Source organism: Yimella sp. cx-51, assembly GCF_017654605.1.
In the GTDB taxonomy this organism is placed as follows: domain Bacteria; phylum Actinomycetota; class Actinomycetes; order Actinomycetales; family Dermatophilaceae; genus Yimella.
Genome location: NZ_CP072113.1, coordinates 1107959 through 1123938, shown reverse-complemented (window position 1 = coordinate 1123938; position 15980 = coordinate 1107959). Strand labels below are relative to the sequence as shown.

Genomic DNA, 15980 nt, shown 5'->3' with positions numbered 1-15980 from the left:
CTCCTCCTCGTCACGGTGCCTGCGGCAGGCTATGACGGATCGGGGAAGCCGGTGAAAAGTTATCCCCAGGCGCCTGTTTCTGACCGTGGTCGTTCCACGACGGCGCGCACGATCAGGCTCTGGGCCGCCAGGTAGGTCGACATCACCCAGAAGCTGCGATAGGGCAGTTCGATGTCGGCGAATGCGTGGAGGGCGATCAGTGAGTCGGAGACGAGGAAGATCGCTCCTCCGATTCCGGCCTTCGTCGAGACACCGGTGGAAAGCGCAGCCATCGCCGAGAGATTCAGGCCGTAGACGATGACCGGCGCCAGCAGCGCACCAGCGCCTTCGCGGCACCAGGCGACCATTCCCACGAGGGCTGCGAGATAGCCGAGTGCGGTGAGGGGCCGTTGCACCGGCAAGGCTTCGCGACGAAAAGGCCAGAACCCCGCGATGTAGGCCAGCTGCGCCAACAGGAAGCACCCGATGAGCGACAGGAAGGCCGGGTCTCCTTCGAGGAAACGCGGAATCGTGTCACCGAGCCAGGACGCCGCAAGAGCGCAAAGAGTCCAGCGCACCAGCCGTCCTCGATCGTCGGTGGCGGTGAGGAGCGTCGCGCCGAGCGCAGGCATCAGCAGCGGCTGGGTGAGCTCCGCTACCAGTCCGTCCGGCTCGACCATTTGCGAACCGAGATGCAGCGCGCACAAGCCGACGAACGCAGAGACGGCCGTCTTCGCACGACCGCTCACGCGATTGATAGCCGCCAGGGCGCCCATGCTGCGCACGCTGTCAGAGCGCGAGGCCGACGTACTTGGTCTCCAGATATTCCTCGATGCCCTCGAAGCCGCCCTCTCGACCGAAGCCGGACGCCTTCACACCACCGAAGGGGGCCGCCGGGTTGGAGACGATGCCCTGATTGACGCCGACCATGCCGTATTCGAGTGCCTCACTCACTCGGATGCCGCGTGCAAGATCACGGGTGAAGAAGTAGGCCACCAGCCCGAACTCGGTGTCGTTGGCGCGCGCTATGACGTCGTCCTCATCGGTGAAGGTCTGGAGTCCGGCGACCGGACCGAAGATCTCCTCGGCCACCATCCGCGCATCACGCGGGACGTCAGTGAGCACGGTGGGGTTGAAGAAGTAGCCGGCGCCCTCGGCGGGCGTGCCACCGGTGACCACCTTCGCGCCACGCTCCACGGCGTCGTCGAGCAGTTCCTGCACTCCTGCAACGGCTTTCGCCGTGATGAGCGGGCCGACGGTGACGCCGTCGTCCATGCCGTTGCCCACCTTCATCGCGGCCATCTTCTCGGCGAATTTTTCGCTGAACTCCACTGCGACCGACTCGTGCACGAAGAACCGGTTGGCGGCGGTGCAGGCCTCGCCGATGTTGCGCATCTTGGCCAGCATCGCGCCCTCGACCGCGGCGTCGACGTCGGCGTCCTCGAAGACGATGAAGGGCGCATTGCCACCGAGCTCCATCGAGACACGCAGCAGCTGCTGCGCCGATTGCTCGACCAGCTTGCGGCCCACCCCGGTGGAGCCGGTGAACGTCAGCTTGCGTGCCCTCGGGTCACGGATGAGCGGCTCCATGACGCCGCCGGAGTCGGACGTCGTGAGCACATTGAGCACGCCCTTGGGCAGGCCCGCCTCTTCCATGAGCTGGGCGAGGGCGAGCATCGTAAGCGGTGTCTCCGACGCAGGCTTGACCACCATCGTGCAGCCGGCCGCGACTGCCGGACCGATCTTGCGGGTGCCCATGGCGAGCGGGAAGTTCCACGGCGTGACCATCAGGCACGGGCCGACGGGCTGCTTCATCGTGACCAGCCGGGTCGCGCCGTTGGGTGCGGTCGACCAGCGTCCGGAGATGCGGACGGCCTCCTCGGCGAACCAGCGGAAGAACTCTGAACCATAGGCCACTTCACCGCGGGCTTCAGCCAACGGCTTGCCCATTTCGAGCGTCATCAACTCGGCGAAGAAGTCGGTGCGCTCGACGAGGAGGTCGTAGGCCTTGCGCAAGATCTCGCTGCGGTCGCGAGGCGGTGTTTTCGCCCAATCCGCCTGCGCTGCAACGGCAGCCGACAATGCCGCTTCACCATCAGTGACGGACGCATCGGCCACCTTCGCCAATACCTGCTCGGTGGCGGGGTTACGCACCTCAAGGGTGCGGCCGCCCTCGGCGTCGCGCCACTGGCCGCCGATGAACAGTTGGGTCGAGACCTGGGAAATCGCCGATTCGCTCATGGGATCAAGTATTGCGCCGACGTGATCTGGGTTACATGCCGGGTGGCGTTCGTTTTCCACAGGTCGCAGCTGCGCTCCAGCAGCCGAATGTTCGTCGCTGGCATAGTGCGTCACTGGATTGACGCCTGAGAAGCAAGTACAAGGCCGCACAGTTCGGAGGGATGCAATGTCTTACATCTACGCCAAGCGAGCATTCGAGATGGAAACGTTGAACGTGCCGTACTCGGTCACGATCGATGGTTACCAGACGTCCCTCGATCACGGCTCGATCGCGCGGATCGTGCGCCAGAACCACGCAGTCAACGTCTCAGCACGCCGCGGTGTCGACCCGCCGGCGGAACTGGCCGAGCGTCCGTCGTGGGCCCAAGACGTCTACCTTGAGATCTCCCTCTCGGATGGTCCCCCGGAGCCGGGCTACCAGCCGCTTCAAGTGCGACAGATCGAACCCTTCGACACCACCGGCTACCGCGCTATCGGCCCGGCACCTCAGCGAGCCGAATTCGGAGCGAAACTGATCGTCTTCTCGATCCTGGCTTTCTTCCTCGGTGGTGCGTTCGTGGAGACAATGTTCCTCAGCGCACCGATCACAGCGCTTTACCTCCTCGGCTGCATCGGCCTCGGTATCCACGGAATCTCACTGCAGCAATCAGCGAAGGCGAGCGCACGGCAGACCGCTGAGACCGCTGGCTCACCCTCGCGCTAGCCCCATGTCGATGTGGTCGGGTCGATCCGCCCCAAGCCCGGAACGGTGTCGAAATCAGCATCGCAACTGATGTTTTCGCCGAAGCCCTGCGCCATGGCGGTCGCAGCGTGAACTGCGTCTCGGCCGCGAGCGTGTCCGGCAGCGATCAGATCGCGCGACGCATGCAAGGTCTCCACATCGAACGGGTGCCAAGCGACCATCGCGTCGACCAAGAAGAACTCGCGAACCGCCCTTTCCCGTCCGGCATGTCGCAGACGGTGGAAGAGAAACTCCTGCCCGCCCTCCACACTGAGGTTGATCTGCAACCGCCCGTCGCTGGCGGCTTCCAATACTTCTCGACAAGGCTCGCGCCACGGATGCTCCCCACCGATTGCCAGGAGCAGCACAGAAGGATCAACGAAGACCTGGCGCATCAGCGCTCGAACTTGTGCTGCAACTCGGCGGCATAGGCGTCCTTCAGGTCAGCCGGACTCTCCCCTGCGTCGGAGTCGGGCTCGACTGTCATCGCAAGCAGCTCAGCGGCCGAGGCCATGCGCACGGCGTCCTGCTCGCCGACAAAACGCAGGTCGATGGCCTCGCGAACGACGGCCGCAAGGCTGCGCCCTGATCGCTGCGCTTCTTCCGAGACCTTGGCGTAGCGCTCGGCGGGGTGCCGCACTCGCGATGCGCTCCAAAGCGATCGCGGCGAGACCGTTCTGCGGCGAAGCCGCCGGTGAAACGACGTGGCCGTTCTCGGTGACCGCACCCCCCGCCAACAGTTCGAGGAAGACAGCGACGTCAGTGGTCACCCCGAGGGTCGCCCCGCGTGGACGCCCGGTGTTGGGCGCGGCGACCATCAGCCACACCTGTTCTGCCAGCGTCAACTCGATCATTGCTATGCCCGGCGCAGCCTAAGCCGCGCTCGTCCATTCCCCACGCCGAGTTGTAGTCGCCGCCCAGCAGGTCGAGGAAGGGCACCGCGTCGAAGGCCTCGGGTCCGAGCACGCCCTTGCCGTTCCACACGCCGGTCGCCAGAAGTTCAAGTGCGACAACGGGATTGATGGCGGTCTGCCACACGACGCACTGGGTGTCGTAGTCGCGCATGGTGACCTCGTTGTCGACCACGTGGTAGAGGTAGGTCGCTCGGGGCTGGCCGTCCTTGCCCTTGCCGGTCACATAGACACCGGCGCAGGTCTTGCCCGTCATCTGCGGCCCGACCGTCGCCGGATCGGGCAGCACCGCGGCCACCACGTCGCGGGGCGACACCTGGACGCCCTTCACCTGCACCTTCTCGGTGGAGTCCAGGCCGAGGGTGTGCAGCACCTTCAGGATGTTGATGAACTCATCGCCCAGGCCGTACTTGAACGTGGCTCGCTTGCAATCCAGGAAGCGCGGCATGAGCAGCACCTCTTCGTGCTCGACATTCACGCATTCCACCGGACCGATGCCTTCGGGGAAGTCGAAGACCTCCGGCTCGGAGAAGGGCGCCGTGGTGAACCAGCCACGGTCTTTCTCCCAGATCACCGGCGGGTTGAGGCATTCCTCAATGGTGGTCCACATCGAGAAGCTGGGCGCGAAGATCTCGTTTCCCTGCTCGTCCCGCACCACCAGGTTGGCCCCGTCGCGGGTACCGAACTCGTCGATCTCGCTGAAGAGGTGATCGGCCGCATACCGGGCGAAGACATCCGACAGCCCGGGCTCGACGCCGATACCGATCAGCGCCAGCCGTCCGGCGCCCTCCCATTCCTTGGCCTTGGCGAACTGCGCGTCGCCCAGCTTCACTCCACACTCTTCGAACGGCTTGTCAGGGTGCTTGTACGACAAGGACATTGCCATGTCGAGATAGTCGGCCCCGGCAGCGAACGCGCCATCAAAAACAGGCATGTTGAAGATCGGGTCGACGGCGTTGAAGACGTGCGTGATGCCGTGCTCCCGAGCGAGCGCGGTCACTGCCTCCGCAGACGAGGCATCGATCTGGGCCGAGGAAACGCGCGACTCCCCCGGCCTGCGCGCGGTCGCTGCCTGCGCGGAGGCCGCAGCCCGGTCTGCGTCGTAGTCGGCGATCACGAGGGCGTCGAAGAAGTCTCGTTCCACCAGTAGCTTGGCCGCTGCCGAACCGACTCCACCGGCACCGATCATGAGGATTCGCATGGCTCCCACCCTCAGTTGTTCCTGCGCTTGCTACCGATGACTTGCGCTGCGATCACGAGCAGCACCGCGATGAGGAACATCGAGAAACCGATCACATTGGCCTGTGCGGGGATACCGCGCAGCGCGGCGACGTAGACGAACTTCGGGAAGGTCGTCTCGTCGCCGGACACGAAGTTGGTGATGATGAAGTCGTCGAAGCTGAGCGAGAACGACAGCATCGCGGCCGAGGCAATGCCCGGCAGCACCAACGGGAAAGTCACCTTCCAGAAGGCCGTGCCAGGACCGGCGTATAGGTCCTGGGCCGCTTCCTCCAGGCGTGGATCGAGACTGAGCAAACGGGCCCGGACGGTCACCACCACGAACGAGATGCAGAACATGATGTGGGCGATCACGATCGTCCAGAAACCGAGCTTCAGGAAGGTGAAGCCCTGCACGAAGATCGCGAGCAGGCTTGCGCCCAGGACGATCTCAGGCGTTGCCATCGGCAGGAAGACCAGGATGTTGCCCGCTGACTTCCCCCTGAACTTGTGTCGTACTAACGCGAACGCAAGAGCGGTGCCGATCGCGGTTGCCACCACCGTGGCAAGGAACCCGACACGAAGCGAGACGCCGAGCGACTCGCACACCCCGGCCGCGCCGCACGGATTGCTCCAGTGCTTGGTGGTGAAGCCGTTCCAGGTGAGGTTCGACTTGCGGTAGTCGTTGAAGGAGAAGACGAAGGTGTACGCCACCGGCACGAACAGGTAGACCAGCACCAAGATCGCGATGATCATCGCGACGCGGTCGGCCACCCACCGCTGAGCCCGGGCCAACGGCGACATCTTGGGCGAGCTCGCCGCACCGCCCTTCGGGAGGTTGTTCGCAGCCGTACTCACAGCACCTCCTCCGTGCCGAATTTGCGGACGTAGAAGAACACCAGCACGAGGATCAATGCCATCAGCGTGAACGACAGTGCGGCCGCCGTGGGATAGCCCCCGGGCACCTTGAAGAACTGGCTCTCGATCACGTTGCCCACCATCTTGGTGCCGCGGTCCGAGCCCAGCAGGTCGGCGTTGACGTAGTCGCCGGCTGCCGGGATGAAGGTCAGCAGCGTGCCGGCCAGGACGCCCGGCATGCTCATCGGCAATGTGACTGTGCGGAATGTCGTGAAGCCGTTGGCGTAGAGGTCTTTGCCGGCTTCGATGACGCGGGCGTCCGCGCGTTCCAGGGACGCGTAGATGGGCAACACCATGAACGGCAGGAAGTTGTAGGTGAGGCCCGCGACGACCGCGATCCACGTCTCGGTGAGTCGTCCGTTGGGCATGAACTGCATGACGTGGAAGAAGTTGAGCACTTTCGCCACCGGACCCTCGTCGGCGAGGATCTGCTTCCACGCGATCGTGCGCAGGATGAACGAGGTGAAGAACGGCGCGATGACACAGACCAGCATCACGTTGCGCCACTTACCTGCCTTGAACGCCATCGCGTACGCCAGCGGGTAGGCGAGACAGAACGCGAAGAAGGTCGCCAGACCTGCGAAGAGCAATGACCGGAAGAAGTGCGGGGCGAACTGCGTCCACGCGTCCCAGTAGTTACCGAGGTTCACATCGCGGTAGTAGTAGCCGGGGTATCCGGGATATCCCGACTGCAGGCTCACCGACGCCAATTGCGCCAACGGCACGATGAAGAACAGGATGAGCCAGATCAGGCCTGGGAGCAGTAGGAGATAGGGCGTCCACCTCCGGCTCATGACGCCGCTTCCTCCGCCACCGTGGCCAGGGGGCCGTCCGCCGAGACGATGAATGCATGCTGCGGCGCCCAGCTGATCCAGACGTCATCGCCCGGCCGCAAATTCTGCGGGTCGACGTCCATGTTCTGCTCGTAGATCGCCCACGTGTTGCCTGCCGGAGAGCGCACCAGGTAGTTGGTCGCAACACCGATGAACGAGATGTCGAGCACTGTCGCCGGCCCCATCACACTGCGCTGTGTGGTGGAGGGTCCGGGGTCGGACTCGTGCACGCGACACTTCTCCGGCCGAACACCGAGGAAGACCTTTCCGTGGTTGAGTGCCGACCGTGTTTGCGGCACCGGGAAACGTTCCTCGCCGTAGGAGAAGGTGACCCAGTCGCCGTCCGCAGTCGCGCTGCCCTCGGTGAGATTCGACTGTCCGAGGAAGGTCGCGACGAAAGCAGTGCGCGGAAGGTCGTACAGCGCCTCGGGAGCACCCATCTGCTCGATCCGACCGGCGTTCATGACCGCGACGGTGTCGGCCATCGTCATGGCCTCCTCCTGGTCGTGGGTGACATGGATGAAGGTCAGCCCCACCTCGGTCTGGATGCGCTTGAGCTCCACCTGCATCTCTCGGCGCAACTTCAGATCGAGCGCTCCGAGCGGTTCGTCGAGCAGGAGCACCTCAGGGTGGTTCACCAGCGCTCGTGCCACCGCGACGCGCTGCTGCTGACCACCGGAGAGCTGCTGTGGCTTGCGCTTGGCGAGGTGCGTCAGCTGCACCAGTTCGAGTGTCGAATCAGCTTGTGCGAGAGCGTTTTTCACGCCGCGCCGCTTCGGGCCGAAGGCGACGTTGTCGCGTACCGACAGGTGCGGGAAGAGCGCGTACGACTGGAACACCGTGTTCACCGGACGCTCATAAGGACGACTGCCGGTGAGATCGGTGTCGCCGATCAGCACCCGTCCCGAGGTCGGCTGCTCCAACCCGGCGATCATCCGCAACGTGGTCGTCTTGCCGCAGCCCGAAGGGCCCAGCAACGCGAAGAACGACCCTCGCGGCACCTGCAGCGACAGATTGTCGACCGCGGTGAACTCGGTGAACTCCTTGGTGACCTGCTCCAGGCGAAGATCACCCTTTGCCTGGCGCAAAGCGTCGGCCGATGCCATCAGTTGCCCACCACCTTTGCCCACATGGCGCTGTACTCCGCGTCCTCCTGTGCATCCAGCGCACGGAAGCCCTGGATCTTCTTCTCCTTGATGTACTGCTCGCTCGGGAAGATGAACGGGCTCTTGGCGAGGTCGGGATCGATCTTCTCCATCTCAGCCTCCGCACCGATCACCGGCGACACGTAATTGACGTACGCCGCCACTTCCGCCGCGACCTTGGGGTCGTAGTAGTAGTCGATCAGCTTCTGCGCATTACGGCGGTGGCGGGCGGTGATCGGGATCATCAGGTTGTCGCTCCACAGCGTGCCGCCGGAGTCGGGGATCACGAACTCCCAGTTGTCGTTCTCGGTCTCGGCCTTCAGCATGAAGACGTCACCGCTCCAGACGATTCCGGCGATCGCGTTACCAGCCTTCATGTCCTCCAGGTAGGAGTTGCCCTTGATGCGACGGATGTTGCCGTCGCTGACCCGCTTGCTCACCTCGTCGAAGGCCTTCTCCACCTGGGCCTTGGTGAAATCCTTGGAAATGTCGACACCTTGGCTCTGCATGATCAGACCCGCCGTGTCACGGAACTCCGACAACACGGTGACCTTGCCCTTGAGCTCCGGACGCCAGAGGTCCTCGATCGCCTTCATCGGCTTGACCTTCGACTTGTCGTAGGCGATGCCGGCGAAACCCGACTGCCACGTGATCGACCGTGTGCGGCCCGGGTCAAAGGACACGTTCTGCAACGAAGGGCGCAGGCGGTGCACATTCGCCATCGTGATGAGGTCGATCGGCTGCACCAGCGCATCGCGGATGACGCGCACCGCCATCCAGTCGGTCAGCACCATCAGGTCACGGTTGATGTTCTGCTTCGCTCGCAACTGCGGCGACACCTTGTTGACATAGGTGTCGTTGTCGTCGATGTCCTCGAAGTATGAAGCCTTGATCCCCGTCTTCTTGGAGAAGGCGTCCAGCGTGGGATTCGACTTCGTCTTCTCGTCGTAGTCGAGATAAGCGGTCCAGTTGGCCCAGTTGACGATCTTCTCGGTGTCGGAGAGGTCCTGGGGCAACTGCACCTGTGCGACCCCCGCGGCAGCAGGCGGCTTCGGCGGCGCACACGCGGCAGTGAGCGCCGCGAGCGCACCGGCGCCCGAGGCACCCAGCAGCGCACGCCGCGACAGGCCCTGCCTGCTCATCCGAATCAGGTCACGGACCATCGGGTCCTCTGGCGGTCGACGACGAGTCATCCGGACGCTCCTTCTCCACACTGGCTGCCCCGCATCATGACGCCTGCCAACGGTGCCTGTCCCGGAAACCGCCGAATGGCAACGCGATCGGCACACCAGGCCGGACGCAACGGACCGCACCTCCCAGCAGAAGGTGCGGTCCGTTTGCTGTCGGAGTCAGCTCTCTGTACTCGATGTCGCTCTGATCGAAGCTGCGAAAGTCACCAAGCCCAGACACCGACAGTGAGCAGCAGCATCGATCAGCTCTCCAAGTTCGCCATCACGTGCTTGATCCGCGTGTAGTCCTCGAACCCGTACATCGAAAGGTCCTTGCCGTAGCCGGAGTGCTTGAAGCCACCGTGCGGCATCTCGGCGACCAACGGAATGTGGGTGTTGATCCACACGCAGCCGAAGTTGAGCGCCTTGCTCACCCGCATCGCGCGGCCGAAGTCACGCGTCCAGACCGAGGACGCGAGTCCGTACTTCACGCCGTTGGCCCAGGCGATCGCCTTCGCCTCGTCGTCGAACTCCTGCACGGTGATGACCGGGCCGAAGATCTCGTCCTGGATCACCTCGTCGTCCTGCTTCAGACCGGCGACGACGGTCGGCTCCAGGAAGTAGCCGTCACCGAGCGCGCTGAGTCTGTTGCCACCGGCGGCGACGTTGGCATGGCCCGGCAACCTGCTGAGCATGCCGGTGACGCGCTCCAACTGGTTGGCATTGTTGACCGGGCCCAGCAGAGCGTCCTCGTCGTCCGGCAGGCCCACCTTCGCCTCGCTCTTGGCGTAGTCGGCGAGCGCCGCCACGAAGTCGTTGTAGATCTTCGGCGAGGCAAGCACGCGGGTGGCTGCGGTGCAGTCCTGGCCCGCGTTGAAGTAGCCCGCGGTCGCGATGCCTTCGACTGCGGCCTCGATGTCGGCGTCGTCAAAGACGATGACCGGCGCCTTGCCGCCGAGTTCCAGGTGGACGCGCTTGAGGTCCTTGGACGCCGACTCCGCCACTTGCATGCCCGCGCGCACCGAACCGGTGATCGCCACGAGCTCCGGCGTCGGGTGCTCGACCACCAGGCGTCCGGTGTCGCGGTCACCGGTGACGACGTTGAGGGTGCCGGCGGGCAGGAACTCCGAGGCGATCTCGGCCAGGAGCAGCGTGGTCTCGGGCGTGGTGTCGCTCGGCTTCAGCACCACCGAGTTTCCGGCCGCGAGCGCCGGAGCGATCTTCCACATCGCCATCATCATCGGGTAGTTCCACGGGGTGACCTGGCCGACGACACCGATGGGCTCGCGGCGGATCCAGCTGGTGTGCCCCTTCATGTACTCCGCGGACGCACGGCCTTCCAGCACCCGCGCTGCGCCGGCGAAGAAGCGCAGCTGGTCGACCATCGGCGGAATCTCTTCGGACGTGGTGAGGGCGTACGGCTTACCGGTGTTCTCCGCCTCGAGCTTGACGAACTCATCGCCACGCTTCTCGATCGCGTCGGCGAACTTCAACAGCGCCTGCTGCCGCTCACTCGGAGTCGTCTCGCCCCACTCCCCTGCGAACGCCTTGCTGGCGGCCTCGTACGCGGCGTTGACATCGGCTTCGCCGGAGACAGGTGCCTTGGCAACCACCTTCGCGGTGACCGGGTTGATGATGTCCTGAGTCGCGTCGGTCTGCGCCTCGACGTACTTGCCATCAATGAAGTTCTTCAGTTGCCTGACCACGGCATGGCCTCCTCAAGCTTCGGATTCGAACATCTCCGAGCCTAGATCCCCGCGTTTGAGGATGTGACCCAGGTCGCGGAACTCAGTCTTGCTCGAGCCTCCGCTTCAAGCCTGCGAGCTGGCGATCCCAAGTGCTCGCTCGTTCGCTGAACCAACGCGCAGCATCACCGATGGTGCGCGACTCCACCTGGTAACGCACGGCACGCCCCAACCGCTGAGTCGTGAGCACCTCAGCGTCGGCGAGCACCCGCAGGTGTTTCATCAGACCCTGCCGCGACATGTCGAAGTGGTCAGCGAGCTCTGATGCGGTCCTCGGCCCAGACGCCGCGAGCAGGTCGACCAACTCTCGCCGGGTCGGGTCCGACAACGCCGCCAGCACAGCCCCGATGTCGGCGCTCACTCCAAGAACCGTTGTGCGGCAGCCAATTCCGACTCCCAACCGGCGGCGTTCTCGCGGTGGTTGTTGCGCACGTACTCGGTGGGCTCGAAGGACGCCCACCCCGATTCGGTCACCCGCACTTCGACGCCGTCGCCGGTCTCATTCAGGCTGAACTCGGTCAACGTGCGGAGTTCTTGTTCAGGTTCGGTCTCGTTCGTGCCGGCAAGCCATCGGAAAGCCGCGTAGTGCGGGGCACGCAGCTCGACCACCTCCAGCACGAACTCGCCCCAGTCCGATGTCACAGTCACCGTGGCGCCGTAACACCGGAGACCGTTCTGCGTGATCTCGCCCTTGTTGATCCACCACCCCGGTGTCGAGACCAATCCCACACCCTGCCGATCGGGGCTTTGATCACGATGGATCGCTCGATGCTGTCGGACAGTTCGGTATCGCTCATGACGTCCCCCTCAAGGTCAATTGCAACCTTTTGGTTGCGACTATCACGCTACTCCCGAGCCGCGTGACACGCAACCCTTCGGTTGCACCAATTGTCAAAGTGGAGTGACCTCTCAGAGCCAACTGTCTCGAGTTGCAGCGCTCATGCACCAGCGGAAAGGGGCACAGTGGATGCATGGCCAACGAGATCACCTGCGTCCGCGGCGACATCACCACCGAGGCAGTCGATGCGATCGTCAACGCCGCCAACTCCTCGCTTCTCGGCGGAGGCGGCGTCGACGGAGCGATACACCGCGCCGCCGGGCCAGGACTACTGGACGCTTGCCGCGAACTGCGCCGAACCACACTTCGGGACGGCTTGCCCACGGGAGAGGCTGTCGCTACTGATGCCTTCAACCTGCCGTGCCGTTGGGTGATTCACGCCGTCGGGCCGAATCGCCATGCAGGACAAACTGATCCGTCCCTGTTGCGATCGTGCTTCACCAAGTCGCTCGACGTCGCCTCGACCATTGGTGCGCGCTCGATAGCCTTCCCCGCAATCAGCGCGGGTGTCTACGGATGGGACGCAGACGAGGTGGCAAAAATCGCGTGGGACGCGGTCACTTCTCACGCATCCGATATCGACGTGGTGCGCTTCGTCCTGTTCAGCGACGAACTCTTGCGAGCCTTCGAGGACGCGCGTCCTGAGTAGCCCGAGGGCACTGTGCCAGCGCTCACACCGGCGATATCTCTTGCACGACCTCGGCGTAGAACTTCGTCACGAGCTCGATCACCGATCCGATAAGTGTGCCCGTACCTGATGCACGCTTTTGACCCATCTTCACCGTGTAGGTGACCCGGAACTCCTTGGCTTCACGACCGTCCGGATGCAAAAGAATCTTTTGGTCTTCGCGTACATCCGCCAGCAAGGCTGGCTGAACATGCGGACGAGCACCCGCGCTGATGCTCTCGATTCGAGCTGAGCCGTCCGCGTCCGGAATCTGCCGTAGGAGCCAGCGCACTCGGGTGTCGGCGCGAGCAGTCTTTGGCGCCCGCGCGGAAACCGTGACCGAAACCGAATCAGTACGGATATCTGTCCGGATGACCATCTTGTTCACGGCCCCGGGCACTCGCAACGAACCGAACAAGACTCCCGAATCCACCAATTGCTGCCGGCGGGAGGCTTGATCCGGCGCATCTTCGGGCGGAGCGGTACGAACGCGCACTCCGAGCACGTTGGTCAGGTCCAGGGCGGTGCGCTGCATCAACTGATCGAACCGGTCGACAATCTCCGTTGTACCTGCGTCGTTGAGTCGGAGAGTTAGTGCCTTGGAGGAGTCCCTGACTTGGGCCCACCGCTTACCCATGTCGTTGAACCCATGCAAGCCTGAGCGGTCGTGGTCCATGTATCGCAAGAACTCGGTGAGTACGACGCGCTGTGTCTGATCGGGGAATGGACCAGCGAGCGCAAGGTGCGCAGCGCTTCGAATTTCGTCCCACGAAAGATGAACTAGTGCAACCTTCTTCAACTTCCGCCGATCCACCGCGACCGGGTGCTCGCCATCCGCCAACGGAAGCTGGTTGCTGATCGTGAGAACTGCAGCGAAGTTCTGGTCACGTGCGATGTCTACGTATGTTTCGAGTTGCGGGACTGCAAGCTCATTCGATCCGGTCTTAACCTCGACCAGCCCGCGCCAGATCTTCTGGCCCCTCGTCGCGACAATCAGGCCGTCGGGGCGGTAGGCCTCCTCCTTGTGGGAGAACGGCACCTCAACGAAGGTCTCGATGGTTCCTGCCGGAGCGCCCAGCGGCGAGAGGAGCGCTTTCGAGAATGGCCGCACCATCCTGAGCACAGCCAAGAACGCAGAGGTAGCGCGACGCTCCTGCTCTTCTGCGCCGCCTATACCGGCAACCGGAAAGAGTCGAGCCGTCTGCAGGTCACCTGCGGTGGCGGGCATCGACCGATTCCAATCCCTCGGCATGCGCGGCGCCCGGACGGAGCGCTTCACCGAAAGCCCGGAGCATTGGACGAGCGCATCCGCCGCCTCAGACGCTTCACGATCACCCTCGGCCTCGACCGCCGGTTCGCCGTCCGCATCAGCCGAGTCGTCGGACGCCGTCCGTGCAGGGGAAGAATCCTGGTCAATGTCCTCGGCAGGCTCCGCGATCTCGACCCCGAAGTGCTCTGCGACAGCTGCGAGGCCCGCCGCGTACCCCTGCCCGATAGCACGGAACTTCCAGGAATCCACTCGACGGTAGAACTCTCCGAAAAGGAGGGCCCGCTCTGAACTCGGTTGCGGCACCTCGAAACAGACCAATTCGATTGCGTCAATGTCTTGGATGGACATTCTCAATCTCGTGCTGTCAACAAACGAACTCGACACCGCATCGTCCAGACTCGCGACGACCACAACGCGCTGGATCTCATCTGGCAGATCATCCAGGCTCAGCGTGATCATGCTGATCACGGCTTCGTGTTCGACGGACCGGAGGTTGTCCCGAAGGTGAACCGCGCCGCCGAAGGCCATTGGCTGGTTGTAGAAGACGAAGCAGTCGTTGTTCGGCACGGTGCCGTTGGCGTCCACGAGGAGCACACTGACGTCGGCCTCGATCACCTCGCCGGAGGCCGTATCCCCTGACTCCAGCTGAACAGTCAACTTGCCGAGTGTCGCTCTCAGCACCGCCAGATCGACGTTGCCACCCTTGGTCAGCTCGACTGGCGTTTCCCCGTTATCCATGTACTGATTCAACACGCTTGTCCGGCGCGTGTGGCCGAATCAACCGTTAATCCGGCGCCTTCTGTCATAGAGACCGCTGCAGCTCAGCACTCGATGACGTTGACAGCGAGACCACCGCGGGCGGTCTCCTTGTACTTGATCGACATGTCGCGACCGGTGTCGCGCATCGTCTTGATCGCCTTGTCGAGACTCACGTGGTGCTGGCCGGTTCCGTTGAGCGAGAGGCGTGCTGCGTTGATTGCCTTGACCGAGGCGATGGCGTTGCGTTCGATGCACGGAATCTGTACGAGGCCACCGACGGGGTCGCAGGTCAGTCCCAAGTTGTGTTCGATGCCGATCTCGGCGGCGTTCTCGACCTGTTCCGGCGTCCCGCCGAGCACCTCGCACAGTGCACCGGATGCCATGGCGCAGGCTGAGCCGACTTCGCCCTGACAACCCACCTCGGCGCCCGAGATGGAAGCGTTCTCCTTGAACAGGATGCCGATGGCGGCGGCGGTGAGCAGGAAGCGCACGACACCGTCGTCGTCCGCGCCCTCGACGAAATCGCGGTAGTAGTGCAGGACGGCGGGGATGATGCCCGCCGCACCGTTGGTGGGTGCGGTGACGACACGCCCACCCGAAGCGTTCTCCTCGTTCACCGCCAGCGCGTAGAGGTTCACCCAGTCGATCACGTGCAGCGGGTCCATGTTCCGCCCGTCGGCCGTGAGGTCGCGATACAACCCGGGTGCACGACGCGGCACCTTCAGTCCGCCCGGCAATACGCCTTCGCGGCCGAATCCCGTTGTGACACAGTCCTGCATGACCTGCCAGATGCGCAGCAGCCCGGATCGGATCTCTTCTTCGGTACGCCACGTCAACTCGTTGCGCATCATGACATCGCTGACCGAGAGGCCTTCGCGTTCGCAGATCTCCAGCAGTTGGTCGCCGGTGGTGAAATACAACGGCAGCGGCGTGTTGTCCTGCACCACCCGGTCGGCGCCCGTGGCGTTCTCGTCGACGATGAACCCGCCGCCGACGGAGTAGTAGACCTTGCTGGCAATGATCTCGCCCTCACCGTCATAGGCGTCGAACTGCATGCCGTTGGGATGTGTCGGCAACGATTTGCGGCGGTGCATCACCAGGTCGCGATCGGGGTCGAATGCGACGACGTGTGAGCCGGCGAGACGCACCAGGCGTCGCACTTTCATCTGCTGGACGCGTGCGTCCGCTGTGTCGGTGTCGACCGTCTCAGGGTCTTCGCCTTCCAGCCCGAGCAACACGGCTTTGTCCGACCCGTGCCCGTGACCGGTCGCGCCGAGCGAGCCGAACAATTGCGCGTGCACGCGCACGACGTCGTCCAGTCGACCGGATTCGGAAAGGCCGTCGACGAAGATCTTGGCGGCTCGCATCGGCCCGACGGTGTGTGACGACGACGGCCCGATGCCGATCGAATACAGGTCGAAAGCGCTGAGCGCCATTGAAATTGCTCCTCCGGGATGACGGACGTCGGACGACGCGCCAAAAGTGGTGACACGCGTCACACCATCGTAGGCCGCGTCATTCCGGCGTCAGGACGCGGTCGCGGCGTCAGCGGGCTTACCGTTGACT

Annotated in this window: 16 protein-coding genes; 2 read left to right on the top strand and 14 right to left on the bottom strand. The window is 63.8% G+C overall.

From position 1 onward, the window contains the following. Positions 1-59: 59 nt before the first annotated feature. Both J5M86_RS05325 and J5M86_RS05320 read right to left on the bottom strand, forming a co-directional pair. Positions 60-755: a lysoplasmalogenase gene (locus J5M86_RS05325; RefSeq protein ID WP_188060181.1), complete on the bottom strand. Its 696-nt coding sequence runs from the start codon at positions 753-755 to the stop codon at positions 60-62. 13 nt (positions 756-768) lie between these two features. Further along, positions 769-2220 (bottom strand): NAD-dependent succinate-semialdehyde dehydrogenase, encoded by a 1452-nt coding sequence (locus tag J5M86_RS05320; protein WP_188060180.1) that lies wholly within the window; start codon positions 2218-2220, stop codon positions 769-771. A gap of 166 nt (positions 2221-2386) precedes the next feature. Here J5M86_RS05320 and J5M86_RS05315 point away from each other — a divergent pair, with 166 nt between their 5' ends. Next, a complete protein-coding gene (locus tag J5M86_RS05315; protein WP_188060179.1) occupies positions 2387-2923 on the top strand; it encodes a hypothetical protein in 537 nt (178 codons plus the stop codon). Here the strand turns inward: J5M86_RS05315 and J5M86_RS05310 are convergent. The 10 genes from J5M86_RS05310 to J5M86_RS05265 form a co-directional block, all read right to left on the bottom strand. Next, positions 2920-3336 (bottom strand): type II toxin-antitoxin system VapC family toxin, encoded by a 417-nt coding sequence (locus J5M86_RS05310; RefSeq protein ID WP_188060178.1) that lies wholly within the window; start codon positions 3334-3336, stop codon positions 2920-2922. The two genes, J5M86_RS05315 and J5M86_RS05310, sit on opposite strands and share 4 nt — an antisense overlap. Continuing rightward, entirely contained in the window at positions 3336-3581 is a 246-nt protein-coding gene (locus J5M86_RS05305; RefSeq protein WP_188060177.1) for a hypothetical protein, read from the bottom strand. The genes J5M86_RS05310 and J5M86_RS05305 overlap by 1 nt, the downstream gene beginning before the upstream one ends. Positions 3582-3700: 119 nt before the next feature. After that, entirely contained in the window at positions 3701-5053 is a 1353-nt protein-coding gene (locus J5M86_RS05300) for a saccharopine dehydrogenase family protein (RefSeq protein ID WP_188060176.1), read from the bottom strand. 11 nt (positions 5054-5064) lie between these two features. Continuing rightward, positions 5065-5826, bottom strand: coding sequence for an ABC transporter permease (locus tag J5M86_RS05295; RefSeq protein ID WP_244328552.1), 762 nt, complete (start codon positions 5824-5826; stop codon positions 5065-5067). 98 nt (positions 5827-5924) lie between these two features. Beyond that, positions 5925-6782 carry an ABC transporter permease gene (locus tag J5M86_RS05290; protein ID WP_188060175.1) on the bottom strand — a complete coding sequence of 286 codons (858 nt, stop codon included), beginning with the start codon at positions 6780-6782 and terminating at the stop codon, positions 5925-5927. Continuing rightward, complete coding sequence (locus tag J5M86_RS05285) at positions 6779-7927, bottom strand: ABC transporter ATP-binding protein (RefSeq protein ID WP_188060174.1); 1149 nt, start codon at positions 7925-7927, stop codon at positions 6779-6781. Before J5M86_RS05285 ends, J5M86_RS05290 begins: the two co-directional genes overlap by 4 nt. After that, positions 7927-9159 carry a PotD/PotF family extracellular solute-binding protein gene (locus tag J5M86_RS05280; RefSeq protein ID WP_188060173.1) on the bottom strand — a complete coding sequence of 411 codons (1233 nt, stop codon included), beginning with the start codon at positions 9157-9159 and terminating at the stop codon, positions 7927-7929. The genes J5M86_RS05285 and J5M86_RS05280 overlap by 1 nt, the downstream gene beginning before the upstream one ends. A gap of 239 nt (positions 9160-9398) precedes the next feature. Continuing rightward, positions 9399-10841 carry a gamma-aminobutyraldehyde dehydrogenase gene (locus J5M86_RS05275; protein WP_208965109.1) on the bottom strand — a complete coding sequence of 481 codons (1443 nt, stop codon included), beginning with the start codon at positions 10839-10841 and terminating at the stop codon, positions 9399-9401. Between the two features lie 82 nt (positions 10842-10923). Continuing rightward, complete coding sequence (locus J5M86_RS05270; protein WP_188060172.1) at positions 10924-11241, bottom strand: helix-turn-helix transcriptional regulator; 318 nt, start codon at positions 11239-11241, stop codon at positions 10924-10926. Next, positions 11238-11603 (bottom strand): SRPBCC domain-containing protein, encoded by a 366-nt coding sequence (locus J5M86_RS05265; RefSeq protein ID WP_208965108.1) that lies wholly within the window; start codon positions 11601-11603, stop codon positions 11238-11240. The genes J5M86_RS05270 and J5M86_RS05265 overlap by 4 nt, the downstream gene beginning before the upstream one ends. A gap of 248 nt (positions 11604-11851) precedes the next feature. On the opposite strand from J5M86_RS05265, the gene J5M86_RS05260 reads away from it, so the two are divergent. Further along, positions 11852-12367, top strand: a complete 516-nt coding sequence (locus J5M86_RS05260) for an O-acetyl-ADP-ribose deacetylase (RefSeq protein ID WP_188060170.1) — start codon at positions 11852-11854, stop codon at positions 12365-12367. A 22-nt stretch (positions 12368-12389) separates the two neighbouring features. Here the strand turns inward: J5M86_RS05260 and J5M86_RS05255 are convergent, their stop codons facing one another. Further along, positions 12390-14393 carry a TerD family protein gene (locus tag J5M86_RS05255; protein WP_188060169.1) on the bottom strand — a complete coding sequence of 668 codons (2004 nt, stop codon included), beginning with the start codon at positions 14391-14393 and terminating at the stop codon, positions 12390-12392. A gap of 83 nt (positions 14394-14476) precedes the next feature. Further along, positions 14477-15850, bottom strand: coding sequence for an L-serine ammonia-lyase (locus J5M86_RS05250; RefSeq protein ID WP_188060168.1), 1374 nt, complete (start codon positions 15848-15850; stop codon positions 14477-14479). Positions 15851-15980 lie beyond the last annotated feature (130 nt).

What these genes read in the sequence shown, in the direction of transcription:
- J5M86_RS05325 (WP_188060181.1), bottom strand. Translation starts at nt 755, where the DNA reads ATGGGCGCCCTGGCGGCTATCAATCGCGTGAGCGGTCGTGCGAAGACG.
- J5M86_RS05320 (WP_188060180.1), bottom strand. Translation starts at nt 2,220, where the DNA reads ATGAGCGAATCGGCGATTTCCCAGGTCTCGACCCAACTGTTCATCGGC.
- J5M86_RS05315 (WP_188060179.1), top strand. Translation starts at nt 2,387, where the DNA reads ATGTCTTACATCTACGCCAAGCGAGCATTCGAGATGGAAACGTTGAAC.
- J5M86_RS05310 (WP_188060178.1), bottom strand. Translation starts at nt 3,336, where the DNA reads ATGCGCCAGGTCTTCGTTGATCCTTCTGTGCTGCTCCTGGCAATCGGT.
- J5M86_RS05300 (WP_188060176.1), bottom strand. Translation starts at nt 5,053, where the DNA reads ATGCGAATCCTCATGATCGGTGCCGGTGGAGTCGGTTCGGCAGCGGCC.
- J5M86_RS05295 (WP_244328552.1), bottom strand. Translation starts at nt 5,826, where the DNA reads ATGATCATCGCGATCTTGGTGCTGGTCTACCTGTTCGTGCCGGTGGCG.
- J5M86_RS05290 (WP_188060175.1), bottom strand. Translation starts at nt 6,782, where the DNA reads ATGAGCCGGAGGTGGACGCCCTATCTCCTACTGCTCCCAGGCCTGATC.
- J5M86_RS05285 (WP_188060174.1), bottom strand. Translation starts at nt 7,927, where the DNA reads ATGGCATCGGCCGACGCTTTGCGCCAGGCAAAGGGTGATCTTCGCCTG.
- J5M86_RS05280 (WP_188060173.1), bottom strand. Translation starts at nt 9,159, where the DNA reads ATGACTCGTCGTCGACCGCCAGAGGACCCGATGGTCCGTGACCTGATT.
- J5M86_RS05260 (WP_188060170.1), top strand. Translation starts at nt 11,852, where the DNA reads ATGGCCAACGAGATCACCTGCGTCCGCGGCGACATCACCACCGAGGCA.
- J5M86_RS05255 (WP_188060169.1), bottom strand. Translation starts at nt 14,393, where the DNA reads ATGGATAACGGGGAAACGCCAGTCGAGCTGACCAAGGGTGGCAACGTC.
- J5M86_RS05250 (WP_188060168.1), bottom strand. Translation starts at nt 15,850, where the DNA reads ATGGCGCTCAGCGCTTTCGACCTGTATTCGATCGGCATCGGGCCGTCG.